The organism is Mycobacterium sp. NGS49, assembly GCF_059812565.1.
The window spans coordinates 322,087-347,769 of record NZ_JCALCX010000002.1; the positions used below are offsets into that span (position 1 = coordinate 322,087).

The window sequence follows — 25,683 nt, forward strand, 5'->3', positions numbered from 1 at the left end:
ATCAGTCGAGCGCGCCGACGGCGCGCAACCTAGCGCGCCCCCGGGCGGCGACTTGGGGATCGTCCGACTCGGAATCCTGTCTGGCAGCGCTCTCGTCGATGTCCTTCTCGAACTCCGCGGATTCGGCGAGAACGCTGACACCCTCTTCGGTCACGGTCAGAAAGCCGCCATCGACCGCGATCCGTAGATCGTCTTCGCCTTCCCGCTCGACCCGCACCATGGCATCGTCGACCAGCTGAGCGACCAGCGGGATGTGATGGGGCAGAATGCCGATCTCCCCGGACGTGGTGCGGGTGAAGAGGAATGTTGCTTCGCCCGACCAGATCTCACGGTCGACGGCAACGATCTGAACATTCAATTCAGCCATGCCACACCACCTTTCGACTCAGCCGGAACTCTCTCGTCATAGCTTGACGTCGTAGCTCTCGGCCTTCTTGGCCAAGTCGTCGAGTCCACCGATGAGGAAGAAGGCCTGTTCGGGCACGTGGTCGAAGTCACCCTTGGTCAACCTGTCGAACGCCTCGATCGTCTCCTTGACCGGGACCGTCGACCCCGGCTGACCGGTGAACTGCTCGGCCGCCATCATGTTCTGCGACAGGAACCGCTCGATCCGCCGCGCCCGGTTGACGAGCTGCTTGTCCTCCTCGGACAGCTCGTCGATACCGAGAATGGCGATGATGTCCTGAAGGTCCTTGTAGCGCTGCAGGATTCGGATGACTTCCTGCGCCACCCGGTAGTGCTCGTCACCGACCACGCTGGGGTCGAGGATGGTCGAGCTGGAGGCCAGCGGGTCCACCGCGGGGAAGATGCCCTTGGAGAAGACGTTACGGGACAGCTCCGTGGTGGCGTCCAGGTGCGCGAACGTCGTCGCCGGCGCCGGGTCGGTGTAGTCGTCGGCCGGCACGTAGACGGCTTGCATGGACGTAATCGACTTGCCCCGCGTCGAGGTGATGCGCTCCTGCAGCTCGCCCATCTCGTCGGCCAGCGTCGGCTGGTAACCCACCGCCGAAGGCATACGACCGAGCAGCGTCGACACCTCCGAGCCGGCCTGGGTGAACCGGAAGATGTTGTCGATGAACAGCAGCACGTCCTGGCCGGCCTCGTCGCGGAACCACTCGGCCATCGTCAGCGCGGACAGCGCCACCCGCATACGGGTGCCGGGCGGCTCGTCCATCTGCCCGAACACCAGGGCGGTGTCCTTGAGCACGTCGGCTTCCTTCAGCTCCACCCACAGGTCGTTGCCCTCACGGGTGCGCTCCCCCACACCGGCGAACACCGAAGTACCACCGAAGTTGCGGGCAATACGGTTGATCATCTCCTGAATCAGCACGGTCTTGCCCACGCCGGCACCACCGAACAGCGCGATCTTGCCGCCACGCACATAGGGAGTAAGCAGGTCGACCACCTTGAGGCCCGTCTCGAGCATCTCGGTGCGCGGCTCCAGGTCTTCGAAGGCCGGCGGCTTGCGGTGAATCGACCAGTGGTCGAAGTCTTCTCCGTAGCCTGGGTCGTCCAGGCAGTAGCCCAGCGCGTTGAAGACGTGTCCCTTGACCTTCTCGCCCACCGGTACCGAGATCGACGCGCCCGTATCGGTGACCTCGGTGCCGCGCACCAGTCCGTCAGTGGGCTGCATCGAGATGGTGCGCACCAGGTTGTCACCGAGGTGCTGCGCCACCTCCAGCGTCAGTGTCTTCTTCATCGCCTCGAAGGGGATCTCGGCGTGCAGAGCGTTGAACAACTCCGGAATCGAACCCCGCGGAAACTCGACGTCGACTACGGGGCCGGTGATCCGAACCACCCGGCCGTTGGAGTCGGACTTTTGGTCAGTCTTCGCCGTCTTTTCCGATGCAGTAGTAGTCATATTTTCGCTTCCTCGTGGGGCCTACTTGGAGGCGTCGGCGAGCGCGTTTGCGCCACCGACGATTTCGCTGATCTCTTGGGTGATCTGGGCCTGCCGCTCCCGGTTGGCTTGCAGCGTCAGGTCCTTGATGAGGTCGTCGGCGTTGTCGGTTGCCGATTTCATCGCACGCTGGCGCGAAGCCAGCTCAGAAGCCGCCGATTCGAGCAGCGCCGCGTACACGCGGGTGGTCAGGTACCGCGGCAACAGCGCGTCGAACAGGGTTGTCGCGTCCGGCTCGAAGGAGTACAGCGTGTGCGGCCCGGTGTCTTCCTCCACGTACTCCACCACCAACGGCGCAATGCGGTGGGCGACGGCAGCCTGGGACATCATCGACTTGAACTCGGAGAACACGATGTGCAGTTCGTCGACACCCTGTCCGTCGTCATTCTCCTCGTCGCCGGTGCCGGCCATGAAAGCGTCGACCAGGGTCTCAGCGATCTCGGTGGCTTTTTCGACCTGAGGCTGCTCGGAGAAGCCGGTCCAGGATTCCTTGATGTCCCAGTTCCGGAACGAGAAGTAGTTCAAGGCTTTTCGCCCCACGGTGTACAGCACCGGGTCCTTGCCTTCTTCTCGTAGGAGGGAGAAGAGCTCCTCGGAACGACGAAAGATGCTCGAGTTGTATGCCCCACACAGACCGCGGTCGGAAGACACCACGAGCACACCGGCCCGCTTAGGGTCCTCCCGCTCGACGAGCAGCGGATGGTCCAGAGCGGCTTCGGCGGACAGGGTGGTGAGCATTGCGGTGATCTGAAAGGCGTACGGCCTGGCCGCTTGCAGCCGAGCCTGTGCCTTGCCGATGCGCGATGTGGCGATCAGTTCCTGAGCCTTGGTGATCTTCTTGATCGACCCAGCCGACTTGATCCGCCCGCGTAGTTCGCGAAGTGTGGCAGCCATTGTTAGCTACTTCTTGTCCTTCTTGGAGTCCTTCTTGGGCTTCTCCTTTTTGACCTTCACCGATTCCTTGCCGAGCTCGTCTTCGTCCATGGCCTCGACATGCTCGTCGGGTACCACCGATTCCCCAGAGCTGGCTGCGAAGCCCTTCTTGAATTTGTTGATGATCTCGACGAGCTTCTCTTCTTCTTCCTCGCCGAGCTTCTGACTCGTGCGGATGCCTTCGAGGAACTTCTCCTCTGATGCCCGCATGTGGTCCAGCAGTTCGGCTTCGAACCGCTTGACGTCCTCTACCGGCACGGAGTCCAGGTGACCGCCGGTGCCGAGGAAGATCGAAACCACTTGCTCTTCAACGGGCAACGGCGCAAATTGCGGTTGCTTGAGCAACTCGACCAGACGTTCACCACGCGCAAGCTGCTTCTTCGACGTCTCATCCAGGTCGGAGGCGAATGCGGCGAAGGATTCCAGTTCGCGGTACTGCGACAGGTCCAGCCGCAGCGAGCCGGCCACCTCTTTCATCGCCTTGATCTGGGCCGCGCCGCCGACACGGGACACTGACACACCGACGTTGATGGCGGGCCGGACGCCCTGGTTGAACAGGTCGCTCTCCAGGAAGCACTGCCCGTCGGTGATCGAGATGACGTTGGTGGGGATGTAGGCCGAGATGTCGTTGGCCTTGGTCTCGATGATCGGCAAGCCGGTCAGCGAGCCGCCACCGAGCTCGTCGGACAGCTTGGCGCAACGCTCGAGCAGCCGCGAGTGCAGGTAGAAGACGTCACCCGGGTAGGCCTCGCGACCGGGCGGGCGACGCAGCAGCAGCGAGATCGCACGGTATGCCTCGGCCTGCTTGGTCAAGTCGTCGAAGACGATCAGAACATGCTTGCCCTCATACATCCAGTGCTGGGCAATGGCCGAACCAGTGTAGGGCGCAAGCCATTTGAAGCCGGCGGCGTCGGATGCGGGGGCGGCGACGATGGTGGTGTAGTCCATCGCGCCACCTTCGTCGAGCGCGCGCCGCACCGAGGCGATCGTGGTGCCCTTCTGCCCGATCGCGACGTAGACGCAGCGAACCTGCTTCTTCTCGTCGCCGGTCTCCCAGTTCTGCCGCTGGTTGAGGATGGTGTCGACGCAGACGGCGGTCTTGCCGGTCTTGCGGTCGCCGATGATCAACTGACGCTGACCACGTCCGATCGGGGTCATCGCGTCGATGGCCTTGATCCCGGTCTGCAGTGGCTCTTTCACGCTCTGGCGCTGCACCACTGACGGCGCCTGCAGCTCCAGCGCGCGGCGGGTGTCGGTCTCGATGTCACCGCCCCCGTCGATCGGCTGGCCGAGCGGGTTGACCACCCGGCCCAGGAAGGCGTCACCGACCGGCACCGACAAGACGTCTCCGGTCCGCTTCACCTGCTGGCCCTGTTCGATCTTCTCGAAGTCACCGAGGATCACCGCGCCGACGCTGTGCTCGTCCAGGTTGAGGGCGACGCCGAGGACTCCGCCGGCGAACTCGAGCAGTTCCTGCGTCATCACCGACGGCAGGCCCTCGACGTGGGCGATGCCGTCTCCGGCGTCCACCACGGTGCCGACTTCCTCCCGCGAGGTGTCGGCGGTGAAGGACTCTACGTATTCCTCGATGGCGCTCTGGATGGCATCAGCGGAGATTGTCAACTCGGCCATGGCTTTTCGTCTTCCTACTTCGTTGTGATGACTAGGTCGGATTTCCGTCGGGGTTGCGGTTAGTCGGGTAACTGGGCTTCGGCAGCGGCCAACCGGGACTTGAGGGTGCCGTCGATCACCTCGTCGCCCACCGAGATCAGCAGGCCGCCGAGCAAGTCGGGATCGATCTGCAGCTGAACCGCCACCGGATGACCGTAGATGCGGCCCAACACCTCACTGAGCCGAGTTCGCTGAGCGTCGCTGAGCTCTGCCGCGGCACTGACCTGCGCCACCACCTCGCCGCGGCGGGCCACCGCCACTTCGGCAAGTAGGAGCACGGCGTCTTCGGCCGGCGTGCCCCGCAACATCTCGACCGTCTGGGACAGCAGCGCGAGAGCGACGGGATTCACGTCGGTGCCCGAGCTCTCGAGAACGTTGCGCAGCAACCTGATCCGCCCTTCGGCGGGTGTCGTGTAATCACCCAACAGGATGCCGAGTCGTGGCTGAGAGTCGAGGATGCGCGAGACGCGGAACAACTGGTCTTCGACTTCGTCGACCTTGCCGTCCTGCTCGGCGACCTCCAGCAAGGCCTGGCGCGAGACGTGTTCGATGGCATCGACCAAGTCGCCGGTGGCCGACCAGCGCTCCGAAACCGCGGTACGGAGCACGTCAAGGGTGGGATCGCCGACCTTGCCGTCCAGCAGTCGTTCGATCAGCTTGACCCGCGGCGCCGCGTCCTCGGCCGAGACGGTGAGGTACCGGGTGACCACGATCTCCTGGTCCAACATCTTGGCCACCGATGCCAACTCGTCGGCGAGGGTGGTCAGACCCTGCTTGTCGAGATCCTTGGCGAGGGTGTCGAACCGGTCCACCAGGTTGCCCACCGCCGTGCGACTCGCCGAGCGCATTTTGGCCAACAACGGGTAGGTGACCTCGACCGCTTCAGGCGCCATGTCGTCGAGTTCATCGAGGAAGCGATCGACGGTGGATGCCTGCTGCTCGGCGTCGGCCACGTAGCTGCGCACCAATTCGCTTGCCTGGCGGACGGATTCGTGGCCGAGCTCCATCCGGAGCTGCCGGGTCATCTGCGCCCGCAGCAGGTCGGATTGGCGAGCGCCCTGCGCCTTGATGCGTTCGGCCTCGCTTTCGGCCTGGGCCCGCATCTGTTCCTCGATGCGTTCGGAGTCAGCCTTGGCCTCCTCGACCAGTTGCTCGGCCTCTTCCTTCGCGGCTTCCACCGCCTTGCTGTGCGCAGTGGTCGACTCGGTGAGGCGCTTCGCCGCCTCCTCGGAGTCTTTCAGCTGCTGACGCACGGTCTCCTGGCGTGCGGTCATCAGTTTGCGTACCGGCGGCACGACATACCGCCAGACCAGCAGCACGATGGCCGCGAACCCGATCAGCTGTCCGATGAATGTCGACATGTGATGGCTACCTTGTGGCTTCGGAGGTCGCAGCGGCGGGGGCGATTTCGACGCCGAGCACTCGCGAAGCCAGCGTCGCCGACATGGCACCGACATTGGCACGCAGATTCAATTCCACGGCGTCGCGCTCCCGCTTCAATTGTTCGTTGGCATCGGCCAACATCTCTGCGACCACTTGTTCGGCACGACCTCGCGCCTCGTCGACGGCCTTGCGGCCCTCGTTGCGGGCATTGTCGCGGTAGGAGCCCGCTTCCACCCGGGCTTCCTTCAATGCCTTTTCATAGTCGGCATCCGCGGCGGCGAACTGCTCGGCTGACTTTTTGTTGTCGGCCTGACTCTTGGCGACCATCGCGTCGCGTTCCTTGAGCACCTTCAGGATCGGCGGCACGACGAACGTGCCGATGACTCCGAGCACCACCAGGAAGATGGCCAGCACGAAGAAGAAGGTGCCGTTGGGAACGAGGAAGTTGCTTTGGCCGCCTTCCTCCGCCGCAAAGTTCACAGCCGAAGCCAGAGAGGTCGGGTCACCCATCACAGCGAATTACTTGACAGGCGTGGCGAAGACGAACAAGGCCATGAACGCCAGGTTGATGAAGTAGGCGGCCTCGACCAGACCGACCGTGATGAAGAACGGGGTGAAGAGCCGTCCCTGCGCCTCCGGCTGGCGGGCGACACCGGAGATCAGCGCATTACCGGCGACACCGTCACCGATACCGGCGCCGATGGCGCCACCGGCCATGATCAGTCCACCGCCGATGAGGGCGCCGGCTGCGATAGTGGGGTCCATTCCTATCCTCCTTGATAACTCTGGTAGCGGTTTACCAGGATTTTTTTAGTGGTGGTCCTCTTCTAGTTCCATCGCCTGGCTGAAGTACAGGATCGTCAACAGCGCGAAGATGAAGGCCTGGATGGCGCCCACGAACAAGTCGAACGACTTCCAGATTGCATTCGGCAGCCACAAAACGTAGGGCGGGAAGAGCGCGATCAGCGCGACCAGGATGCCGCCGGCGAAGATGTTGCCGAAAAGTCGGAGTGACAACGAAATGGGCTTGGCGAGTTCTTCGACGAGGTTGATCGGCGCGAGGATCGCCACGTGCCCCTTGAGCACCTTGACGGGGTGCCCGATGATGCCCCGGCGCCAGATTCCCGCAGCGTGGTAGCAGACGAACACGAACAGGGCCAGCGCCAGCACGTAATTGATGTCGGCCGCCGCTGACGAAAGCAGTTCGGTGGTCTTGCCTTCTTTGTCCTTGTACTGCAGCGGCAGCACCGACAGCCAGTTGGAGATCAGGATGAACACGAAGATGGTCACCGCGAGCGGAAGCACGAACGGCGCGATCCGCATCCCGATGGCGGCCTCGACCTGACTGCGCATCTGAATGGTGATCGCCTCGAAGAAGAGCTGCACGCCGCCGGGCACCTCGGTCGAGGTGACCTTGGACTTCAGGTAGAAGGCCAGCGCGATCACGATCAGCGCGGCGAGCGCAGTAGACGTGATGGTGTCGATGTTGACCGTCAGACCAAACCAGGTTGCGGTGTCGTGATGGCCGACCTCAATTGAGCTCTCGGCCAGGATCGACTCAGTCATCGCCGGCGCTCCTCCCTTCCGTCCCTTCCGATCCGGTCAGTACCCCGCCCGTTGGGTTCTCAAGCTGGGCGTCGGCGTCCCCGGTGCGCAGCTTCTTCCAGACCGGCAGAGCGGTGGATGCCACCAGTAGCACCTGGAAGAGCGCCAGGCCGAACACCACGCCCAAACCTTCGGGCCGGAATATGAAGGCGATGATCAGCGCCAGGATGGTGATGATCGCGACGCGGGAGGCAGAGTTGATGGCCATCGACCTCTTCAGCGGGTGATCGCGCGCGGTGATCGACTCAACCGAACGCCGCACCATCAGGGCGTTGAGCAAACCCAGCAGCAACCCGATCCCGAAGAATGCCCCGACTATCGGATGACCGACGTAGCCCGCGACCAATGTCGCTACCGCGGTCACCCCCATGCTGATGAGGAACAACCGAACGGGTCGGAAAGCAACAGCGGGAAACACCAACGGCGCGTCCTGCGCTGGTGTCGTCACTGCAGCACCTCAATCCCAGGTTGATGGAGCGGAAACCACCTGACCGACCGATCCGTGGCCCGCCGAGCGTATCGCAAGGGTCGCGCTGGATTTACCCAAGGGGTAGCTCCCTGTGTCGGTCTTCATTCGGCGCCGCCGGACAGGCGTCCGACAGGCCGGGCGGCCGGCATCCCGCGAGGTTTATTTCGGGGCTCTACCTGCACCTTACCATAAGGCAGAGCGTACTACTACTGGTCGTCGTAGTAGTCTTCGCCGCGGCGCAGCAGTGGAATCACGGTCGCTACGCCCGCCACGGCGATGGCACCCAACATCACCGCCGCCGTGTGGCGCGGGTCGAAAAAGATGGTGCTCGCCGCACCAAAGGCGACGATGCCGACCCACAAGTAGATGAGCAGAACCACCCGGCGATGCGAATGACCGATCTGCAGCAACCGGTGGTGCAAGTGCATCTTGTCGGGAGTGAACGCGCTGCGCCCCGCCCGGGTGCGACGCACGATGGCCAGCAGCAGGTCGAGCATCGGGACGAACATGACGGCCACCACCAGCAGGAACGGCGACAGCAGAGCAAACACGTCGCGGGCGCCGTAAGCGTTCTGCGAGATCGGTCCGGCCGCTGTCGTAGAGGCCGCGGCGAGCATCAGGCCGATCAGCATGGAGCCCGAGTCACCCATGAAGATTCGGGCGCGGTGGAAATTGTGCGGCAGGAAACCCAGGCAAGCACCCGCGAGGACCACCGAGATGACTGCGGGCGGGTAGTAGAGCACGTCGCCGCCGTGGTCACGCAACAGACCGACCGAGAACATGCAGATGGCCAGCGCGGTGATCAGGCCCAGTCCGGCGGCCAGGCCGTCAAGGCCGTCGACGAAGTTCATCGCGTTGACGATCGACACGGTCAGCGCCAGCGTGAGCAGAATCGAAGAAGCCTGGTCCAGCACGATCGTGCCGACGCCCCCCACCGGGATGTACAGGACACTCCATGCGACCCCCATGGTGACCAGCACACTGGCCGCGGTGATCTGACCTGCGAACTTGGTCAGCGCGTCCAGCCCCCAGCGGTCATCGATCAGGCCGATCCCCATGATTACCGCGCCGGCGACCAGCACCGCGGGCATGCCGGTGGAGTAGACGAAACCGCGGGTGAGAGCCGGGAGCTGCGAGGCCAGGAAGACGGCCGACCCGACGCCGACGAACATCGCCAATCCACCCATGCGGGGAGTCGGCGTCACGTGCACGTCGCGTTCGCGCGGATAAGCGACGGCGCCCAGGCGGGTGGCCAGGACGCGCACCGGCCCGGTCGCGAAGTAGGTGATGATTGCGGCGGTCAGCCCGACCAGAGCAAGCTCACGCAACGGGACACCGGCGCTGCGATCGGACAGAGCGAGCAAACCACCGGCAAGGCTGGCCACATCGCTGGACACCTCGAGACCGTACTTCACCAACCTGAGACGGGTGCGCCCGCCTTTGGCCGTCTTTCCTCGCGTTATCGCCCAACGTGAAGCCAGGGCGAGATCCGGGCCGGATTTTCGCCGTCAGCTCACGTTCGGCGACGGGGCTAGGTGAGCAGGGCGGCCGGGTCGACTCCGAGCACTTCGGCGACGCGGGCCGTGCTCACCGGCCCCTCCCGCAGTATGCGGGGAGCGTTTCCGCTCAGGTCGACGATCGTGGAGGCGGCCTGCTGCGCGGCGGTCCCGCCGTCGAGATAGACATCGACGCGGGCGCCCAATTGGCGCTGAGCCTCTTCGACGTCTACGGCGGCGGGCTGGCCGGACACGTTGGCGCTGGATACCGCCATCGGTCCGACCTCGCGCAGCAACTCGATAGCCACCGGGTGCAACGGCATTCGCAGCATCACGGTGCCATGCGCATCGCCGAGATCCCACTGCAGGGACGGAGCCTGCAACACGACCAGGCTGAGCGCGCCGGGCCAGAACGCGCGGATCAGATCACGCGCCCCCTCGGGCATGCCGTACACCAAACCCTCGATCGTGTGCCAGGAACCGACCAGCACACCGACCGGCATGTCGCGGCCGCGGCCCTTGGCCGCCAGCAGCGCGTCTACCGCGGTCCTGTCGAAAGCATCGGCACCTAAGCCGTAGACCGTGTCGGTCGGCATCACGACCAGGCGGCCGGCCTTGAGTGCCCCTACCGCAGCGGTGATTCCGCGCGCCCGCTGGTCCGGGTCCGCGCAGTCGTAGACGTCAGTCAATTCGGTCGCTCTTCCGTCGGGCCGTCACGAATCGTGGCCGTCCGGCCAGATCGCGTCGAGCCATGATCTCAACGAAACAGTTCATCCCGGCCAGGACCCCTACGGTCGCGGCCGACGTGGTGTCGTCATGTTCGACGGCGAACAGCCCACCGGGCCGCAGCCACCGCGCGGCCTGCGCCGCGACAGCCGGTATCACCGCCATCCCGTCCGGTCCGCCGAACACGGCATGCGCCGGGTCATGTTGTGCCACTTCGGGCTCCAGCACTGAATCGTCGGGCACATAGGGCGGATTCGCGACGCAGAGGTCTACCTGAGCGTCGAGTTCGGGCAGCAGGCCCGGCGTGCCGATATCGGCGCGCACCAGTTCCACCTGGGTGCTCCGGGCGTTGCGCCGCGCATAATCCAGTGCCGCCTCGGAGTCGTCGATGCCGACGATCCGGGCGTCGGGCCAACGGTGGGCCAGTGCCACCGCCAGCGCACCCGATCCCGTGCACGCATCGACGATTACGGGCGGCCTCGGAAATTGTTGCGCCGCAGCCCATTCGAATATCGATTCGGTCTCGGGCCGGGGTATGAAAACCCCGGGGCCGACCTGCAGCAGCACCGGCCCGAACGCCACCGTCCCGATGAGGTGCTGCAATGGCACTCGCGCCGATCGCGCCGCGACGGCCTGGGAAAACCGGCCGAAGAACTCCGCACCGGGTGGGTCGAGAAAAGGCAGCCGGCCCCGGTCGGTGCCGGCCACGTGGGCGGCCAACTGTTCGGCGTCGCAGCGCGCGGAGTCGATCCCCGCCGCAGCCAGTTGCGACGCAGCGGAGTCGATCGCCTGCCGCAGGCCGTGCTCGATTGTCATCTCGCCTGTTGCAGCCGAGCCTGTTTGTCGGCTTCGCTCAGCGCATCAAAGAGCGCGTCCAGGTCGCCGTCGAGCACCTGGTCCAGATTGTGGGACTTGAAGCCGATCCGATGGTCGGTGATCCGGTTCTCCGGGAAGTTGTAGGTGCGGATGCGTTCGCTGCGGTCGACGGTGCGAATCTGGCTGGCGCGGTCGGCCGAGGCGTCGGCGAGCGCCTGTTCCTCGGCGAGCACCTGCAGTCGCGCGGCCAGGACCTGCAGTGCGCGGGTCTTGTTCTGCAGCTGTGAGCGTTCGTTCTGGCAGGTGACGACGATCCCGGTGGGCAGGTGGGTGATCCGCACCGCCGAGTCGGTGGTGTTCACCCCCTGTCCGCCCTTCCCCGACGACCGGTAGACGTCGATTCGCAGGTCCGACTCGTCGATCTGCACCTCGCCGACTTCCTCGGGCTCCGGATAGACCAGCACGCCGGCGGCCGAAGTGTGGACCCGTCCCTGCGATTCCGTTACCGGAACCCGCTGCACGCGGTGCACGCCGCCCTCGAACTTCATCCGCGACCACACCCCGTCGATACTGTCGCCCTTGCTGGCGATGGCCAGGGTCGCATCCTTGTAGCCGCCCAGATCCGAGGTGGTTTCGCCCAGCACCGTGACCGTCCATCCGTGCCGCTCGGCGTAGCGGATGTACATTCTGGCCAGGTCGGCGGCGAACAACGCCGACTCCTCGCCCCCCTCACCGGATTTCACCTCGAGGACGATGTCGTCGGCGTCGTGCGGGTCACGAGGCGCCAGCATGTCGGTGAGCTGGGTGTCCAGTTCGGCGACCCGGGCCTCGAGTTCGGGGACCTCTTCGGCGAACGAGGCGTCGTCGGCGGCCAGTTCGCGGGCCGTGTCCAGATCTTCGCGCGCCGACACCAACTTGCGGTGAGTCGCGACGATCGGTGCCAGCCGCGCGAAGCGACGTCCCGCTTTGCGCGCTTCGTCGGGCTTGCTGTGCAGTTCGGGATCGGCCAGCGCCTGCTCGAGCGCTGCGTGCTCGGCGAGCAGGACGTCGATCGTCTGCACCGGCTGCGTCATGTCACCTTCCTACTGCGAACTTTGCCCCGAACGCGAACCGACGCCCGGCCTGTGCTCTTTATCGCACAGTTCGGGCGTCGGAAAGCCAGCTATTTGTCGGCCGCAGCTTTGTCCGCGTTGCGCTTGCCGTAGCGCTTCTCGAAGCGCGCCACCCGGCCGCCGCTGTCGAGAATCTTCTGCTTGCCCGTGTAGAAGGGATGGCACTGCGAGCAGACCTCGGCCACGATGCGCCCACCAGACTTGGTGCTGCGCGTGGTGAAGGAGTTCCCGCAACCGCAGACCACGGTGGTCTCTTCGTAGGCGGGGTGGATGTCAGTTTTCATGCTGTCCTCTTCGATCGTTGAGCGCCCATTATGCCAGGTCAACTGCTGTCAACCCAAAACACCGGGCTGCGCGCGAACATTCCCGGCCAGCTCGCGCCGAAATTGAAACCGGGCACACGTCCGTCGGCGCGTCGTGTGCACGGCTGCAGTGTCGCGTTTCGCCGGTTGGCGAGCTAGTCGTTGTCCATGTTGCCCGGTGTCGTCTTGGACACCTGCACCAGGAATTCGTAGTTGGTCTTCGTCTTGCGCAGCTGCGACATCAGCAGGTCGATGGCCTGGTGCGAGTCCAGTCCCGACAGCACCCGGCGCAGCTTGTGCACGATGCCGAACTCGTCGGGTGACAGCAGCAACTCGTCCTTGCGGGTACCCGACGGATTCACGTCGACCGCGGGGAAAACCCGCCGTTCGGAGATCTTGCGGTCCAGCTTGAGCTCGGCGTTTCCGGTGCCCTTGAACTCCTCGAAGATCACCGTGTCACCGGTCGATCCCGTCTCCACCATCGCGGTGGCGATGATGGTCAGCGAGCCGCCTTCTTCGATGTTGCGGGCGGCGCCCAGGAAACGCTTGGGCGGATACAGCGCCGTCGAGTCGACACCACCGGAGAGGATGCGGCCCGACGCCGGCGACGCGTTGTTGTACGCGCGGCCCAGCCGGGTGATCGAGTCCAACAGCACCACCACGTCCTTGCCCTGTTCAACCAGACGCTTGGCGCGCTCGATGGCCAGTTCGGCGACTGCCGTGTGGTCCGTAGGCGGCCGGTCGAACGTCGAGGCGATGACCTCGCCCTTGACCGAGCGCGTCATGTCGGTGACCTCCTCCGGCCGCTCGTCGACGAGCACGACCATCAGGTGGCATTCCGGGTTGTTGCGGGTGATCGCGTTGGCGATGTCCTGCAAGATGGTCGTCTTTCCGGCCTTGGGCGGGGAGACGATCAGCGCGCGCTGGCCCTTGCCGATGGGCATGATCAGGTCGATCACCCGGGTGGTCAGCCGATCGGGCGTGGTTTCCAGCCGAAGCCGCTGGTTGGGATACAACGGCGTCAGTTTGCTGAAGTCCGGCCGCTTCTTCGCGTCCTCGATCGAGCCGCCGTTGATGCTGTCCAACCGCACCAGCGGGTTGAACTTCTGCCGCTGGTTGGGCTGTTCGCCGTCTTTGGGCACCCGGACGGCACCGGTGACCGCATCGCCGCGGCGCAGGCCGTTCTTGCGAACCATGTTCATCGACACGTAGACGTCGTGCGGGCCGGCCAGATAACCGGAAGTGCGCACGAAAGCGTAGTTGTCAAGGACGTCGAGGATTCCGGCCACCGGTTGTACGACGTCGTCCTCGCGCAGTTCGGCCTCGCCGGCCTCGCCGGTACGCTCGCCGCGGCGCCTGCGGTCGCGAAAGCGGCGTCCCCGCCGGCCCTGACGTCCGTCGCCGTCGTCGTCGCCGCCTCCCCGCTGCTGCCCGCCGCCTTGCTGGTCACCGCTCTGATCGGTGCCCGAGTCCGCGGCGCGCTCTTCGGTCTTGGCTTCTTTCTGTCGGTCGGCCTTGTCCTGACCCCGCTCCTTGGCGGTGTCGTCGGCGCCGTCACCCTTAGTGGCGGTTCCGGACTGACGAGAGGCGCCACGACGTTCCCGCCGCGGCGTCTCGCCGGCGGTCTGCGTTTCTGCGGGAGACGCCTCGGGGGCCTGGACGGCCGCGACTTCGGCCGCGGTGTCGTTTTGGGCGGGTGCCTCGGCTTTGGCCGATTCCTGCGGCTCGGCGTTACCCGACGACGTGCCGTTCGCCTGTCCCCTGCTCTGCTGGATGGCGGCGATCAGTTCGTTCTTACGCATACCCGACGTGCCCTTCACGCCGACTTTATTGGCCAGGGCGCGCAGTTCGGGCAGCACCATGGTGGCCAGCGAGCTGGACGGCGCATTGGATTTGACGTCCGAGACATCGGAGGCGTCTGAGGTCACGGGGTTCGACACCGTGTCGGCATCGGTGCTTTCGCCAGCCGTGATGAGGTCCGTATCAGTCACGGAGTTCCTTTCTTGCCCCGCTGATCACGTCAAACGGGGATTCCTGCATCAGGTCAAGCATTCAGGCAAATTGCTGAGTGCGCCCAATAATCGACTCTGAAACGGTGATCGCCAGGATCGGCGACGAAACAGCGAACCGCGCTCAGGAGAAGAATTGGTGTTTGTCCCAGCGTCAAGGCAGTTTGTGCAGAGCAGATGCTGCAATTGCTGGACGGGTCCGAGGATAGCCCGCTTCCTGGCCGGAAGCAAGCAAACCCCGCCGCCACGCTGTGGATCAACCGGCGACCGTAACCCCCGGTTTCCAGCGAACTCCATCGCCGACCGTCATCTTCTTGATCATGAATCCATTCGCGGCTCCGTACCCGACCGCTTCGGCAGGCAACTCCGGCTCGGTGCTCAGCGCGATCAGCGAGGGACCGGCCCCGGAAAGCGTTGCTGCAACCTTATGACGCCGCAGCAGACGCAAATATTCCGCGGACGACGGCATCGCCGGTGCACGTTGGGGTTGATGAAGCACGTCCTCGGTGGCGGCCATCAGCAGATCGGGCCGCTGGGTCATCGCGACCACCAGCAGCGCAACCCGGCTGACGTTGAACCGCGCGTCCTCATGACTGACGTAGTCGGGCAGCAATACCCGCGTTTCCGCGGTCGACGAACGTTCCTCGGGTATGGCAGCGAACAGGTGGATGTCGGGATGCAGACGCAGCGGAACGGCGGAGTAGTCGGGGCGCCCACTGCTGTGGTCCGCCCAGGACACCACCGCGCCGCCCAGCACGGCGGCCGAGGCGTTGTCCGGGTGACCTTCGAACTCGGACGCCAGCTGGATCAGCGCGGCTTCGCTGAGCGGAGCCGAATCCGTTTGCGAAACAAGACCATTGACCGCGGCCAGGCCGCTCACCACGGCCGCCGCAGAGGAGCCGAGTCCGCGCGAGTGCGGAATGTCGTTGCGGCAGCGCACCACCAAACCGGCGGCGCTGACCCCGGCGGCCTGTAGGCCGCGCTGAATTGCCCGCACCACGAGGTGCTCGGCGTCCAGCGGTACCTGGCCGGCGCCTTCCCCCTCGACCGTCACGACCAGGCCGGATTCCATTGTCTCGACCACGATCTCGTCACACAGGTTCAAGGCCAGACCCAGGCTGTCGAAACCGGGCCCGAGGTTGGCGCTGGATGCCGACACCACGGCACTGGCCACCAGCCCCGCAGGCAAAACCGTGCCCGCCGAACCCGGTTTCATCACCCCAGCCCCAGCTGTTCGACGACCAGGACCGGGTCGACGGGCAGCGGAGACACCCGCGGCATGTCCTTGAGCGCGGTGTCGGGATCCTTCAGGCCATTGCCGGTGACGGTGCAGACCACGGTCGAACCGCGTGGCACCCATCCGTCGTCGACGGACTTGAGCAGTCCGGCGATGCTCGCCGCCGACGCCGGTTCGACGAAGACGCCCTCGGTGCTGGCGACCAGGTGGTATGCCTGCAGGATTTCTTCGTCGGTGGCGGCCAGGAAGCGTCCGTCGGACTGCTGCTGCGCTTCCACTGCCGACGTCCACGACGCCGGGGCGCCGATGCGGATTGCGGTCGCGATGGTTTCGGGATGGGGTACCGGCTCACCGAGCACCAGCGGCGCCGCGCCGGCCGCCTGGGTGCCCAACATGCGGGGCAGCTTGTCGATGAGGCCATCGCGGTGGTACTCGGTGTAACCCCGCCAATACGCGGTGATGTTGCCGGCGTTGCCGACCGGAAGCGCGTGGATGTCGGGTGCGTAGCCCAGCGCGTCGACGATCTCGAACGCCGCTGTCTTCTGGCCTTCAATGCGCACCGGATTCACCGAGTTGACCAGGGCGATCGTCGGGAAATCGTTGGTCATCTTGCGGGCCAGCTCCAGACAATCGTCGAAATTGCCGTCGATCTGGATGATCTTGGCGCCGTGCATGACCGCTTGCGCCAGTTTGCCCATCGCGATCTTGCCCTGCGGAATGAGCACCGCGCAGGTGATGCCGGCGCGGGCGGCGTAGGCCGCCGCCGATGCCGAGGTGTTTCCGGTCGAGGCGCACAACACCGCTTGCTGACCGCGGGCCAGCGCGTCGGTGACGGCCATCGTCATGCCGCGGTCCTTGAAGGATCCGGTGGGGTTGAGGCCCTCGACTTTGAGATGGATTGTGCAGCCGGTCTTCTCGGACAGCCGCGGCGCCGGGATCAGCGGGGTGCCACCCTCGAACAGCGTGACCGGGGTCCAGTCGTCCCCCACCGGCAACCTGTCCCGGTACGCGGCTATCAGGCCGGGCCAGGGCCGGTGCACGGCTGTCTTCGGGACGGTCATTCGTCGGTCCCTTCCAGGCGCAGCACGCTCGCCACACTCTGGACGACGTCCAGATCGGCCAGTGCCTCAACGGTTTCCGACAGCGCGGCGTCGGTGGCCCGGTGGGTGACCACCACGATCCGGGCGCCCACCCGTTGACCGCCTTCGTCCACGACGCCTTCCTGACGCACTTCGGCGATGCTCACCTCGCGTTTACCGAATTCGGCCGCCACCGCCGACAACACGCCGGGCTTGTCCGCGACATTCATGCTGACGTAGTAACGAGTTTCGATGAATCCCATTGGTGCCACCGGAAGTTGAGCGTACCTGGACTCGCGCGGGCCCCGGCTGCCGAGCACCCGGTTACGTGCCGCCATCACCAGGTCACCGGTGACCGCCGACGCGGTGGGCGCACCGCCGGCACCCTGGCCGTAGAACATCAGCCGCCCCGCCGCCTCAGCCTCGACAACCACCGCGTTGAACGCACCGTTGACCGATGCCAGTGGATGCGAGAGCGGCACCAGGGCGGGATAGACACGAGCCGAAACCCGTTGCTGCCCTTCGTCGGTGGTGATTCTCTCGCAGATCGACAGCAGCTTGATGGTGCAGCCCAGGGATTTGGCGGACTCGAAGTCGTCCGGGGTGATCTTGGTGATGCCCTCGCGGTAGACGTCGTCGGCGGTGACCCGGGTGTGGAAGGCGATGGATGCCAGGATCGCCGCCTTGGCCGCGGCGTCGTAACCCTCGACGTCGGCGGTGGGGTCGGCTTCGGCGTACCCGAGCGCACTGGCGTCGGCCAGGGCCTGCTGATAGTCGGCCCCGGTACTGCCCATCTCCGAGAGGATGTAGTTCGTGGTGCCGTTGACGATGCCGGCGACCCGCAGCACGGTGTCCCCGGCCAGCGACTGGGTCAGCGGACGAATGACGGGGATCGCTCCGGCGACCGCCGCCTCGAAGTAGAGGTCGACCGCCTCGCGTTCGGCGGCGGCCGCCAGTTCACCGCTGGCGATGGACATCAACGCCTTGTTCGCCGTCACGACGGACTTGCCGTGCTCGAGGGCGGCCAGGATCGCCTTGCGCGCCGGCTCCACCGGACCCATCACTTCCACCACGATGTCGACGTCGTCACGGCAGACGAGCTCGTCGATGTCGTCGGTGAGAAGTTCGATCGGCACCCCACGGTCCGCCGCGACGCGGCGGACTCCGACCCCGCGCAGCACCAGCGGCGCACCGATGCGGCCGGCCAGGTCGTCGGCACTATCGTTGATGATGCGCACGACTTCGCTGCCGACCACCCCCAACCCGAGTACCGCTACGCCGACGGCCTTTTCGTCTTTGTCGTGATCGGGCACGGTCACCTCACTTCCAGACTCAGCAGATCGTCGACCGTTTCGCGACGCAGGATCAAGCGGGACTCCCCCGCTCGCACCGCGACCACCGCGGGACGACAGATCATGTTGTAACGACTCGACAGGGAATAGCAGTAGGCGCCGGTGGCGGCCACGGCGACCAGGTCACCCGGGCCCACGTCGTCGGGCACCCACGTGTCGCGCACCAGGATGTCGCCGGTCTCGCAATGCTTTCCGACCAGGCGGGCCGCGGTGGCGGGCGCATCGCTGAGCCGCGAGACCAGCCGCACGTCGTACTGGGCGTCGTACAGGGCGGTGCGGATGTTGTCGCTCATGCCGCCGTCGACGCTGACATAGCGCCGGTGTGCACTCGCGCTCACGTCGACGTCCTTGACCGTGCCGACCTCGTAAAGCGTGATGGTGCCCGGACCGGCGATGGCACGTCCGGGTTCCACGACCAGCCTGGGCGTGGGAAGCCCGACGGCCGCCGACTCGTTGTGGACGATGGCGCTCAGCTTGTCGGCAAGCTCGGCGATCGGCGGCGGATCATCCGGCGCCAGGTACGAGATCCCCAGGCCGCCACCGAGATCCACCGTCGATATCTGCGCGGTCTTGTCGACGCCGAATTCGGCGACGATGTCGCGCAGCAGCCCGATCACCCGGTGTGCGGCGATCTCGAAGCCGGCGACATCGAAGATCTGTGAACCGATATGGCTGTGCAGGCCGACCAGCCGGAGGTGATCGGCGGCGAACACCCGCCGCACCGCCGCCATCGCCGCGCCGCTGGCCACCGAAAGCCCGAACTTCTGGTCTTCGTGTGCGGTGGAGATGAACTCGTGGGTGTGCGCCTCCACGCCGACGGTGAGCCGGACCAGGACATCCTGGACGATGCCCGCCTCACCGGCGACCGCGTCGAGTCGCTCGATCTCGATCATCGAGTCCAGGACAACATGGCCGACACCGGCTTTCACCGCGGCGGTCAGCTCGGCTACCGATTTGTTGTTGCCGTGCAATGTGATTCGTTCCGGCGGGAAGCCCGCGTTGAGGGCGACGGCCAGCTCACCGCCCGAGCACACGTCCAGGGACAAGCCTTCCTGTTCGATCCAGCGGGCGATTTCGCTGCACAGGAACGCTTTTGCGGCGTAGTGCACATTGGCGCCCCCACCGAACGCGACGGCGGTCTCTTGGCAGCGGGACCGGAAGTCGTCCTCGTCGATGACGAACAACGGCGTCCCGTACTGCTGGGCGAGGTCGGTGAGTTTGACACCGGCAACCGAGGCAATGCCGTCTTCATCGCGAACGGTGTTGCGCGGCCATACATTCGGCGCCAGCCGCAACAGCTCTTCGGCCGACTGCGGGCGCGGTGGGCTGCTGGCGGGCCGGGTGTCCTCGGCGTGCCGGGGTCCGGCGGGATGAACGTTCACATTCTCTCCGGGGCGCTGACTCCGAGGATGGCCAATCCGTTGGCGACGACCTGGCGGGTCGCCTGGCACAGCGCCAGTCGCGCGGTGTTCAGGTCGGTGGGTTGTTCGTCGCCCTGCGGCAGGATCCGGCACGCGTCGTAGAACCGGTGGTAGTCACCGGCCAGGTCTTCCAGGTAGCGGCAGATGCGGTGCGGTTCACGCAGGGCCGCCGCGGTGTTGAGCACCCGCGGGAACTCGCCGATGGTGCGCAGCAGGGTGCCTTCTTTCTCGTGGCTCAACAGGTCGAGATGCGAGGTGTCCGCGGCGAGGCCGAGTTCGGCGGCGTTGCGGGCCAGTGCGGAGAGCCGGGCGTGCGCGTATTGCACGTAGTAGACCGGGTTTTCGTTGGATGCCGAGGACCACAGTGCCAGGTCGATGTCGATCGGGGTGTCCACCGAGGAGCGGATCAGGCTGTACCGGGCGGCGTCGACGCCGATGGCCTCGACCAGGTCGTCGAGGGTGATCACGGTGCCCGCCCGCTTGCTCATCTTCACCGGTTGGCCCTCGCGGACCAGGTTGACCATCTGCCCGATCAGTACCTCGACGGTGGCCGGGTCCTCGCCGAAGGCGGCCGCAGCGGCCTTGAGGCGGGCGATGTAGCCGTGGTGGTCGGCGCCGAGCATGTAGATGCACAGGTCGAATCCGCGCTGCCGCTTGTCCAGGTAGTAGGCCAGATCGCCGGCGATGTAGGCGGGGATACCGTCGCTCTTGATCACCACGCGGTCTTTGTCGTCACCGAAAGCGCTGGTACGCAACCAGGTTGCGCCGTCTTTCTCGTAGATGTTGCCGGTGTCCCGGAGTTTCGCGATGGCCTGGTCCACCCGGCCGCTGGTGTGCATCGAGTCTTCGTGGGTGTACACGTCGAAATCGGTGCCGAACTCGTGCAGCGACTCCTTGATGTGGGCGAACATCAGGTCGACACCGATCTGGCGAAAGGTCTCGTGCATCTCGGCGTCGGGCAGGCTCAGCGCCTCGGGCGCCTTCTGCAGCACCTGCGCGGCGATGTCATTGATATAGGTCCCGGCGTAGCCGTCGGCCGGCGCCGGCTCCCCCTTGGCCGCGGCGACCAGGGAGTTGGCGAACCGGTCGATCTGCGCGCCGTGGTCGTTGAAGTAGTACTCGCGGACCACGTCGGCGCCCTGGGTGGTGAGCAGCCGGCCCAGCGCGTCACCGACGGCCGCCCAGCGGGTGCCGCCGATGTGGATGGGTCCGGTCGGGTTGGCCGAGACGAATTCCAGGTTGATCCGCTGGGCTGTCAGCGTTCCGGAGTGGCCATATCGGTCGCCTGCGTCGATGACGTCGTTGACGATCTTGGCCTGTGCCGAGGCCTCGAGGCGCATGTTGATGAAGCCGGGACCGGCCACCTCCGCCGAGGCTATGCCGTCGGCCTGCGTCAGCGCTTCGGCGAGCCATCCGGCCAGCTCACGCGGGTTGGCGCCGACCTTCTTGGCGAGTTGCAGGGCCAGGTTGGACGCGTAATCGCCGTGTTCGGGATTACGCGGGCGCTCCACGGTGACCGCCTGAGGCAACGCGGACACGTCGAGGTCGTGCTCGTCAAGCACCGCGGTAGCGGTGGTTTTGAGCAGCTCAGCGAGGTCGGCGGGGGTCACGAGCGTCCATCCTATTGGCTGGGGGGCCCGCGCCCCGAATCCATTGCCGGTGCTCGGCCGGTCACCGTGATGCGCTACTCTGGCGGGGCCCAATGGCGCAGCGTTCCGCTAGTGCGCCCCCGTAGCTCAGGGGATAGAGCGTCTGCCTCCGGAGCAGAAGGCCGCAGGTTCGAATCCTGCCGGGGGCACCCTTCAAACACCGTCTGACCTGGTTCTAAGCGAATCGCCTCGACTCGGACACTCTCGAAAACGAGCTCGGTGTCACGACGATGTCACAACCGCGCCCATACTCTGCCCGGCAGCGCGCAGCGCGGCGTACTGGCCCTGGGCGTACAGGCGTGCCGTGATCGAGGCGTCGGCGTGACCGAGCCACTTCGCGATGACCGCCAGCGGCACTCCGCGCAGATGCATCGCGGTTCCGCAGGAATGGCGGGCATCGTGCAGCCGAATCGGGCGCACTCCGGCGGCCTTGGCCAGCTTGAGCCACATCCGCGTGAGCGTGTCAGGTGTGTATAGCTCCCCTATCTCGTTCACCGCGACGTAGCCGCTGTCTCGGTGCGCCGGCCCGAGCGAGAGCCGCGCTGGATACGCCTGAATACGGAAAAACTATTCGCAGGCCAGTTGCAGGCGTTCGAGGCGGCGCACGAGGAGGCTCGGCAGCCACCGCCCAGTGTCAGCCGCATCGATCTTCGACGTGCGGTCAACAAGCTGACCGAGCACGATCTGAGCCTCCAACCGAGCGAGCGTCGCTCCGACGCAGAAGTGCGCGCCCTTGCCGAATGTGATGTGGTTCTTTGCGGCCGGCCGGTCGAGTCGAAATTCGTCGGGATCGTCGAAGTGCGACGGATCGCGGTTGGCCGCCCCCCATAACAGCAGAAGGCGCGAATCCGCCGAGAGGTCCACACCGCACAGTGTGGTGTCTTTGACGACGTGACGATAGTGACCCCGAAACGGCGGCTCGTATCTCAATACCTCTTCAAGAAACGCGCCGAGCAGCTCCGGTTGATCGCGCACACGCGCTTGGATATCAGGGCGAGTCGACAAAATCCAAGCCGCGGAACCGATTAACGACGCTGTGGACTCACCACCCGCACTGAACAAGATGATCATCATCGCCTGCGCGGTGAGCTCTTCCAACTCACCCGATGCGCACGCCACGGCCAAATCGCCGAGCAAGTTGTCCTGCGGGTCGGCAGCTGCCTGTCGAAACTGATCGGTGATGTATGCCGCGAGTTCCATCACGGCGACGCCAGCAGCGGTGAGCTGATCTCGGCTGACAAGACCCTCGACCATCTGGGTCGCCGAATATCCCCAACGCACAAGGTTGTCGATGTCGGCATCCGGGACACCGATGATCCGCCCCACGATCATCATTGGCAGTCGATTCGCCATGGCGCTCATCCATTCGATGCGCCCGTTTCCCATGTTGGCATTCCAGAGCCGCTCGGCTGTTTCAGCGATGAACGGCTCGAAGGCACGGATACGCTTGGCTGCCAGCTGCGGAAGCAACGCTTTCCGGTGCACTGCATGCGCGGGCTCGTCGGCAGTGGCCAGCACATGGCTCTTTCCGCCTAACCCTTCCATCTCGAAAGCGCCCACTTCGCCGCCAGGCTGATAGGTCATCGTCGCGGTCAGATTCGAGGAAAAGTCTTCGGGTCGAGCAACGGCGTCGTTGACAGCATCCCAGCTGCACAACGCATAGAACCCGGAATTGCCAATCTGATGCACCGGCGCTGTGTCCAACATGCGCCGGTAAAGAGGGTAAGGGTCTTGAATGCACTCATCATCAAACAACTCGATGCCGAGTTGGCCCTTGCGTGACGTCATTTCTCCACGCTGATCGGTGTCGCCGGAGCGCGTCAACTAGCTCCGAGAAGTTGAAACCGCTGCGAGATCCGTCGCGTGGCGGCCGTCTCACACTGCACCCTGTAACCTGCATCGACGCTGAAATCTGCTGCTGATTTTGTCTCAACCCTGAGACGATATGAATACTGGTTCGAAAGGAATATATCCGTGGTTCGAGACGATTGGCTGCTGGGTGGCGAGCGGCGTACGGCAGCCGCAGACCGCATCTATGCCGCTGCCACCGACCTCGTTTTACGGGACGGACTGGAAGCCTTGGAGATGGACGCCTTGGCTGCACGAGTGCACTGTTCGCGGGCGACGATCTACCGCTACGCCGGAGGCAAAGCCCAGATCCGCGACGCCGTTCTGCTCCGACTTGCGGCCCGCATCGTCGACTCGGTGCGACGCGCCGTGAAAGACCTGAGTGGCACCGAGCGAGTGGTAAAGGCAATCACTGTCGCACTCGAACACATCCGATCGGACCCGATGCGCCAAATGATGATGGGGTTGAGCGCCGGTCGTGATCTGACCGAGCTTCCGTCGTCGCCGGTGCTGGTCCGGCCCGCCGCCGACCTCACCGGCATGACCGACGACGACCCGCAGGCGGCCCAATGGATCGTCCGGGTCGTCATGTCGCTGGCGGTTTGGCCAATCGGCGGCAGCGAGGCGGAACACCAGATAGTGGAGCGCTTCATTGCACCAGCATTCAACTGACGGATGACTTCGGCACTGTCAGCCGGGCTCGTGTCGCTGTCACGACGTTGTCCACAACTCAACCGAAACTCCTCGGCGAAAAGCCGCGAACCCCTGTGGACTCGTGCAGCCTGATGCCGCACGTCAGGGCGATGATTAAGCTGTCGCTGCGACACCGAACGCCACAGACCGCCCTGAACGCTTCTGGGCTGCCTCCGGAGCAGAAGGTCGCATTTTCGAATCCTGCCGGGGGCACCATCTCGCCGCAGGTCACCCTCACACCGTCGGCAACCGCATGACGTAGCCGGCCTCCAGCGCCGCCCACAGTGCGCCATCCGGACCGATCGCCAGCCCGTGCGGCTCGCTGCCGGACGGCAGATCGATCACCGTGACCTCTCCGTCGGCGCTGACGCCGGCGAATCGGTCGGAGCCCCACAGGCTCACCCACACACCCCCGGTCGGATTGGCGATCACCGCGTGCGGCTTGCCGGGCAACTCGAGTTCCTGGATGGCGTCGTCGACCGGGATGCGGCCGAGCTTGCCGGACCGGATCTCGGTGAACCACACGGCGTCGTCGTGCGTGGCGGCGATGCCGACGGGACCGGCGCCCGGAGTAGGCGCGTCACGGAGCGTCAGTTCGCCCGACGGCTGCAGCCTGCCGATCGCATTGGCCTGATTCAACGTGAACCACAGCGCGCCGTCGGGTCCGGCGGTGATCATCGAGGGCATGCCGCCGGGGGCCGCCACCTCGGTGACCACGCCGTCAACGTCGATCCGGCCCACCACGCCCGACGTCATCGCGGTGAACCACAGCGCCCCGTCCGGACCCGCGACGATGCCGAACGGTGCACTGCCGCTCGCCAATTCGAACTCGGAAAGGTCGCCGTCGATGGTGATGCGCCCGATCCGGTCGTCACCGCTGCGGGTGAACCACAGCGCGCCGTCGGGTCCGGCGACGATGATCGACGGCTTGCATTGTGGTGCAACCGGATACACGTCGAGGCCGCCGTCGCCCGTCACCCGGGCGATTTCGCCGCTGTGCACCAGCGTCACCCACATCGCGCCGTCGGGTCCTGCGGTCAGCGCATACGGCCCGCCCGGGACGGGGACTTCGATGATGCGATTCACGTGCGCGCGCCTAAACCGTTTCAGGACTTGGCGCTTCGCCGAACCGGGCCAATACCAGCGTCGCCACCACAGCAACGGCCAACCCCGCGGCCACCATCCACCCCAGGCCGTCACGGGTACGGTCACCGAGCCATACGACGCCGATGACCGCAGGCAGCACGGTCTCACCGACGACCATCCCGGCCACAGCCGTCGTGACCGATCCGCGGTGCAGGGCGGAGGTGAGCAGCAGAAAACCTGCGGCTCCCCCGGCGGCGCTCGCATACAGGGCCGGGTTGGCGTAGAACGAGGCCTTGGTCGGATCGATCGAATCGATCAGGTTCACCCCCACCTCGACCAGGCCGAAGCCGGTGCCCGCGCTGAAGCCGAGAGCAAGTGCGCGCGGGCGGTCGGGCAACTGGCCGGCCGCAGCCCCGGCGATGAAAACCACTGCGACGACACCCAGCAACGCCCAGGCCAGTCCCGCCGGGCCGTGCCCCTCGCCCTCCGGCCCCGCCGCGATTCCGAGCAACGCCAAGCCCACGCATACCACGCCCACCGCAGTCCACTCGGCCCGTGACAGTCGGGCCGACAACAGCCATGCGGCCACAATCGCGCTCACGGCGATGGAGGCGGCCAACGCGGCGGCGACGACGTAGATGGGGACCAACCGCAGCGCGACGACCTGTAATGCGAAACCGAGCCCGTCAAGAGCGATGCCCACCAGGTAGCGCCATTGCCGCAGGGCGCGCATCAGCAATACCGCGTCGACACCCGAACCGCTGCCCGCTTCCACCGACCGGGCCGCCATGGCCTGCAACACCGACGCCGTTCCGTAACACACCGAGCAGCCCAGGGCGAACAGCAATCCGATCAGCACCTCCCGACCATACGAGAGCCAGAACCTATTGCGTTAG

At 65.5% G+C, this 25,683-nt stretch carries 25 protein-coding genes and 1 tRNA gene; 2 read left to right on the forward strand and 24 right to left on the reverse strand.

The window, feature by feature from the left end; translation table 11 throughout:
- Position 1: 1 nt before the first annotated feature.
- From AC5Y7D_RS03415 to argS, 20 genes are all read right to left on the reverse strand, one after another.
- On the reverse strand, positions 2 to 367 hold the full coding sequence (locus tag AC5Y7D_RS03415) for a F0F1 ATP synthase subunit epsilon (protein WP_055580738.1): 366 nt from the start codon (positions 365 to 367) through the stop codon (positions 2 to 4).
- A 36-nt stretch (positions 368 to 403) separates the two neighbouring features.
- Complete coding sequence (gene atpD, locus AC5Y7D_RS03420; protein ID WP_499921573.1) at positions 404 to 1,861, reverse strand: F0F1 ATP synthase subunit beta; 1,458 nt, start codon at positions 1,859 to 1,861, stop codon at positions 404 to 406.
- A gap of 21 nt (positions 1,862 to 1,882) precedes the next feature.
- A complete protein-coding gene (locus tag AC5Y7D_RS03425; protein WP_499921577.1) occupies positions 1,883 to 2,794 on the reverse strand; it encodes a F0F1 ATP synthase subunit gamma in 912 nt (303 codons plus the stop codon).
- A gap of 6 nt (positions 2,795 to 2,800) precedes the next feature.
- Positions 2,801 to 4,465, reverse strand: a complete 1,665-nt coding sequence (atpA, locus tag AC5Y7D_RS03430; RefSeq protein WP_499921581.1) for a F0F1 ATP synthase subunit alpha — start codon at positions 4,463 to 4,465, stop codon at positions 2,801 to 2,803.
- Between the two features lie 59 nt (positions 4,466 to 4,524).
- Positions 4,525 to 5,865 (reverse strand): F0F1 ATP synthase subunit B/delta, encoded by a 1,341-nt coding sequence (locus tag AC5Y7D_RS03435; RefSeq protein ID WP_499921584.1) that lies wholly within the window; start codon positions 5,863 to 5,865, stop codon positions 4,525 to 4,527.
- Between the two features lie 7 nt (positions 5,866 to 5,872).
- Positions 5,873 to 6,397, reverse strand: a complete 525-nt coding sequence (locus AC5Y7D_RS03440) for a F0F1 ATP synthase subunit B (protein ID WP_499921586.1) — start codon at positions 6,395 to 6,397, stop codon at positions 5,873 to 5,875.
- A gap of 9 nt (positions 6,398 to 6,406) precedes the next feature.
- Positions 6,407 to 6,652, reverse strand: coding sequence for a F0F1 ATP synthase subunit C (locus AC5Y7D_RS03445; protein WP_003406686.1), 246 nt, complete (start codon positions 6,650 to 6,652; stop codon positions 6,407 to 6,409).
- 45 nt (positions 6,653 to 6,697) lie between these two features.
- Positions 6,698 to 7,453 (reverse strand): F0F1 ATP synthase subunit A, encoded by a 756-nt coding sequence (atpB, locus tag AC5Y7D_RS03450; RefSeq protein ID WP_499921638.1) that lies wholly within the window; start codon positions 7,451 to 7,453, stop codon positions 6,698 to 6,700.
- Positions 7,446 to 7,940 (reverse strand): ATP synthase subunit I, encoded by a 495-nt coding sequence (locus AC5Y7D_RS03455; protein ID WP_499921640.1) that lies wholly within the window; start codon positions 7,938 to 7,940, stop codon positions 7,446 to 7,448. Before AC5Y7D_RS03455 ends, atpB begins: the two co-directional genes overlap by 8 nt.
- 227 nt (positions 7,941 to 8,167) lie before the next feature.
- Entirely contained in the window at positions 8,168 to 9,376 is a 1,209-nt protein-coding gene (rfe, locus tag AC5Y7D_RS03460; protein ID WP_499921642.1) for a UDP-N-acetylglucosamine--decaprenyl-phosphate N-acetylglucosaminephosphotransferase, read from the reverse strand.
- Between the two features lie 116 nt (positions 9,377 to 9,492).
- Positions 9,493 to 10,146, reverse strand: coding sequence for an L-threonylcarbamoyladenylate synthase (locus tag AC5Y7D_RS03465; RefSeq protein ID WP_499921644.1), 654 nt, complete (start codon positions 10,144 to 10,146; stop codon positions 9,493 to 9,495).
- Positions 10,139 to 10,999, reverse strand: coding sequence for a peptide chain release factor N(5)-glutamine methyltransferase (prmC, locus tag AC5Y7D_RS03470; RefSeq protein ID WP_499921646.1), 861 nt, complete (start codon positions 10,997 to 10,999; stop codon positions 10,139 to 10,141). Before prmC ends, AC5Y7D_RS03465 begins: the two co-directional genes overlap by 8 nt.
- Positions 10,996 to 12,072 (reverse strand): peptide chain release factor 1, encoded by a 1,077-nt coding sequence (gene prfA / locus AC5Y7D_RS03475; protein WP_499921648.1) that lies wholly within the window; start codon positions 12,070 to 12,072, stop codon positions 10,996 to 10,998. Before prfA ends, prmC begins: the two co-directional genes overlap by 4 nt.
- An 89-nt stretch (positions 12,073 to 12,161) precedes the next feature.
- Entirely contained in the window at positions 12,162 to 12,395 is a 234-nt protein-coding gene (gene rpmE / locus AC5Y7D_RS03480) for a 50S ribosomal protein L31 (RefSeq protein ID WP_499921650.1), read from the reverse strand.
- 173 nt (positions 12,396 to 12,568) lie between these two features.
- Positions 12,569 to 14,353, reverse strand: coding sequence for a transcription termination factor Rho (gene rho, locus AC5Y7D_RS03485; protein WP_499921716.1), 1,785 nt, complete (start codon positions 14,351 to 14,353; stop codon positions 12,569 to 12,571).
- Positions 14,354 to 14,678: 325 nt separating this feature from the next.
- Positions 14,679 to 15,638 (reverse strand): homoserine kinase, encoded by a 960-nt coding sequence (gene thrB / locus AC5Y7D_RS03490; protein ID WP_499921652.1) that lies wholly within the window; start codon positions 15,636 to 15,638, stop codon positions 14,679 to 14,681.
- Positions 15,638 to 16,720, reverse strand: a complete 1,083-nt coding sequence (gene thrC, locus AC5Y7D_RS03495; RefSeq protein WP_499921654.1) for a threonine synthase — start codon at positions 16,718 to 16,720, stop codon at positions 15,638 to 15,640. The genes thrB and thrC overlap by 1 nt, the downstream gene beginning before the upstream one ends.
- Positions 16,717 to 18,051 carry a homoserine dehydrogenase gene (locus tag AC5Y7D_RS03500; RefSeq protein ID WP_499921718.1) on the reverse strand — a complete coding sequence of 445 codons (1,335 nt, stop codon included), beginning with the start codon at positions 18,049 to 18,051 and terminating at the stop codon, positions 16,717 to 16,719. Before AC5Y7D_RS03500 ends, thrC begins: the two co-directional genes overlap by 4 nt.
- Positions 18,052 to 18,053: 2 nt before the next feature.
- On the reverse strand, positions 18,054 to 19,388 hold the full coding sequence (gene lysA, locus AC5Y7D_RS03505; protein WP_499921720.1) for a diaminopimelate decarboxylase: 1,335 nt from the start codon (positions 19,386 to 19,388) through the stop codon (positions 18,054 to 18,056).
- Between the two features lie 80 nt (positions 19,389 to 19,468).
- On the reverse strand, positions 19,469 to 21,121 hold the full coding sequence (argS, locus tag AC5Y7D_RS03510) for an arginine--tRNA ligase (protein ID WP_499921657.1): 1,653 nt from the start codon (positions 21,119 to 21,121) through the stop codon (positions 19,469 to 19,471).
- Between the two features lie 115 nt (positions 21,122 to 21,236).
- Between argS and AC5Y7D_RS03515 the strand changes: the two genes are divergently transcribed.
- Positions 21,237 to 21,309: transfer RNA gene (locus tag AC5Y7D_RS03515), tRNA-Arg, on the forward strand.
- Between the two features lie 73 nt (positions 21,310 to 21,382).
- On the opposite strand, the gene AC5Y7D_RS03520 is transcribed toward AC5Y7D_RS03515, so the two are convergent.
- Positions 21,383 to 21,718, reverse strand: coding sequence for a tyrosine-type recombinase/integrase (locus AC5Y7D_RS03520; protein WP_499921722.1), 336 nt, complete (start codon positions 21,716 to 21,718; stop codon positions 21,383 to 21,385).
- Positions 21,719 to 21,727: 9 nt separating this feature from the next.
- Complete coding sequence (locus tag AC5Y7D_RS03525) at positions 21,728 to 22,948, reverse strand: cytochrome P450 (protein WP_499921660.1); 1,221 nt, start codon at positions 22,946 to 22,948, stop codon at positions 21,728 to 21,730.
- Positions 22,949 to 23,134: 186 nt separating this feature from the next.
- Here AC5Y7D_RS03525 and AC5Y7D_RS03530 point away from each other — a divergent pair, with 186 nt between their 5' ends.
- A complete protein-coding gene (locus tag AC5Y7D_RS03530; RefSeq protein ID WP_499921664.1) occupies positions 23,135 to 23,680 on the forward strand; it encodes a TetR/AcrR family transcriptional regulator in 546 nt (181 codons plus the stop codon).
- A 255-nt stretch (positions 23,681 to 23,935) separates the two neighbouring features.
- Here the strand turns inward: AC5Y7D_RS03530 and AC5Y7D_RS03535 are convergent, their stop codons facing one another.
- Together AC5Y7D_RS03535 and AC5Y7D_RS03540 are read right to left on the reverse strand one after the other, a co-directional pair.
- Positions 23,936 to 24,778 (reverse strand): Vgb family protein, encoded by an 843-nt coding sequence (locus AC5Y7D_RS03535; protein WP_499921724.1) that lies wholly within the window; start codon positions 24,776 to 24,778, stop codon positions 23,936 to 23,938.
- Between the two features lie 19 nt (positions 24,779 to 24,797).
- Positions 24,798 to 25,646 (reverse strand): DMT family transporter, encoded by an 849-nt coding sequence (locus AC5Y7D_RS03540; RefSeq protein WP_499921666.1) that lies wholly within the window; start codon positions 25,644 to 25,646, stop codon positions 24,798 to 24,800.
- Between the last annotated feature and the right edge of the window lie 37 nt (positions 25,647 to 25,683).

Coding starts and splice junctions, on each gene's coding strand:
- AC5Y7D_RS03415 (WP_055580738.1), bottom strand. CDS start 367: ATGGCTGAATTGAATGTTCAGATCGTTGCCGTCGACCGTGAGATCTGG.
- atpD (WP_499921573.1), bottom strand. CDS start 1,861: ATGACTACTACTGCATCGGAAAAGACGGCGAAGACTGACCAAAAGTCC.
- AC5Y7D_RS03425 (WP_499921577.1), bottom strand. CDS start 2,794: ATGGCTGCCACACTTCGCGAACTACGCGGGCGGATCAAGTCGGCTGGG.
- atpA (WP_499921581.1), bottom strand. CDS start 4,465: ATGGCCGAGTTGACAATCTCCGCTGATGCCATCCAGAGCGCCATCGAG.
- AC5Y7D_RS03435 (WP_499921584.1), bottom strand. CDS start 5,865: ATGTCGACATTCATCGGACAGCTGATCGGGTTCGCGGCCATCGTGCTG.
- AC5Y7D_RS03440 (WP_499921586.1), bottom strand. CDS start 6,397: ATGGGTGACCCGACCTCTCTGGCTTCGGCTGTGAACTTTGCGGCGGAG.
- AC5Y7D_RS03445 (WP_003406686.1), bottom strand. CDS start 6,652: ATGGACCCCACTATCGCAGCCGGCGCCCTCATCGGCGGTGGACTGATC.
- atpB (WP_499921638.1), bottom strand. CDS start 7,453: ATGACTGAGTCGATCCTGGCCGAGAGCTCAATTGAGGTCGGCCATCAC.
- prmC (WP_499921646.1), bottom strand. CDS start 10,999: ATGACAATCGAGCACGGCCTGCGGCAGGCGATCGACTCCGCTGCGTCG.
- prfA (WP_499921648.1), bottom strand. CDS start 12,072: ATGACGCAGCCGGTGCAGACGATCGACGTCCTGCTCGCCGAGCACGCA.
- rpmE (WP_499921650.1), bottom strand. CDS start 12,395: ATGAAAACTGACATCCACCCCGCCTACGAAGAGACCACCGTGGTCTGC.
- thrB (WP_499921652.1), bottom strand. CDS start 15,638: ATGAAACCGGGTTCGGCGGGCACGGTTTTGCCTGCGGGGCTGGTGGCC.
- thrC (WP_499921654.1), bottom strand. CDS start 16,720: ATGACCGTCCCGAAGACAGCCGTGCACCGGCCCTGGCCCGGCCTGATA.
- AC5Y7D_RS03525 (WP_499921660.1), bottom strand. CDS start 22,948: ATGACGTCACGCAAGGGCCAACTCGGCATCGAGTTGTTTGATGATGAG.